The organism is Arthrobacter sp. ok362, assembly GCF_900102785.1.
In the GTDB taxonomy this organism is placed as follows: domain Bacteria; phylum Actinomycetota; class Actinomycetes; order Actinomycetales; family Micrococcaceae; genus Arthrobacter.
The window spans coordinates 1-1,474 of record NZ_FNGC01000030.1; the positions used below are offsets into that span (position 1 = coordinate 1).

The window sequence follows — 1,474 nt, forward strand, 5'->3', positions numbered from 1 at the left end:
GAGCCTGTCAAGTTGTTTGTGTAAGTGAGGCGGAGTGTCATCGGTTCAGATAGGGTCCGAGCCGGTCGGGGTAGTTCAGGACCAGGATGCCGAGGGCGTCGGTCCATCCTTGGGTGGTCGTGCCTTCGATGAGTTTGTGGAACGACTTCGAGCGGTTGGCACGGGTTTTGCTGTCCACCTTCGCCCGTTCTTTGGCGCGTTTGTCCTCGATGTTGCAGATGGCCAGCCAGAGCAGCTTCACGGCGGCCTGGTCGTTCGGGAAGTGTCCGCGGTTCTTGGTGACCTTGCGCAGCTGGTAGTTCAGCGACTCGATGGCGTTGGTCGTGTAGATGATCCGCCGGACCGGCGGCGGGAAGGCCAGGAACGGGATGAACTTTTCCCAGCCGTTGCGCCAGGTCCGCACCGTTGCCGGGTACTTCCGTCCCAGCTCGGAGGCCTCGAAGTCATCGAGAGCGTCCAGGGCGGCATCGGCCGTCGGGGCGGTGTAGACGGGCCGCAGGGCCGCTGCGACCTTCTTGCGGTCCTGGTAGCCGATGAACCGCATCGAGGCGCGGATCAGGTGCACCACGCAGGTCTGGACCGTCGCGGCCGGCCAGGTCGCGGCGATGGCCTCGGGGAAGCCGGTGAGCCCGTCGCAGCAGACGATCAGCACGTCCTGGACGCCGCGGTTGGCCAGTTCCGCGCAGACCCCGGCCCAGAATTTCGCTCCCTCGGTGGCTTCGACCCAGATGCCCAGGACGTGTTTGAGGCCCTCCATGTCCACGCCCACGGCGATGTGCGCGGCGCGGTTCTGGACCTGGTGCCCGTCCCGGACCTTGATGATGATCGCGTCCAGATAGAGGATCGGATAGAGCGGATCCAGCGGGCGCTTCTGCCACTCCAGCACCTCCTCGAGGACCTCGTCGGTGATCTTGGAGATGGTTTCGTGGGACAGTTCGGTCCCGAGCGTCGATTCCAGATGATGGGCAATGTCACGGACCGTCATTCCGCCGGCATAAAGGCTGACGATCATGTCATCGAGGCCCCCGGTCCGCCGGGCACCCTTGGGCACCAGACGCGGAGTAAACGAGCCCTCGCGGTCCCGCGGAACGGCCAGGTCCACGTCCCCGGCGGAGGTCCCCAGCGTCTTCGGATAGGACCCGTTGCGGGCGTTTGGCAGGAACCGCCCGACCGGGTCACCCTTGTCATAGCCCAGATGCCCGCTCAGTTCGGCCTGCAGCCCGCGTTCGAGCGAGGCCTTGATCAGCTGCTGGATAAATCCGTCCTTGCCGTCGAGTTCGAGCCGGCCGGAATCAATCTGCGCCATCAACTCGTCAAACGCGCCGGAGGCCTTCAAGGCATCCATGCTGCCGGCCGCCGCGGCCCTGCGGGCCAGCTCCTCCGGCAGCACCTCGTGCGGTTCAGTCATAGCCACAATGATTCTCCAATCACTCGCCGGCTACAGCCCCTCCTACACAAACAATCTGACACCCCC

General features: G+C 64.8%; 1 protein-coding gene. It reads right to left on the reverse strand.

Going from position 1 to position 1,474, the window contains the following annotated elements; genetic code table 11:
• Positions 1 to 37 precede the first annotated feature (37 nt).
• The gene (locus BLQ10_RS21905) at positions 38 to 1,345 is read right to left on the reverse strand and encodes an IS256 family transposase (protein WP_254785717.1); all 1,308 of its coding nucleotides are present in this window, start codon (positions 1,343 to 1,345) and stop codon (positions 38 to 40) included.
• Positions 1,346 to 1,474: the final 129 nt, after the last annotated feature.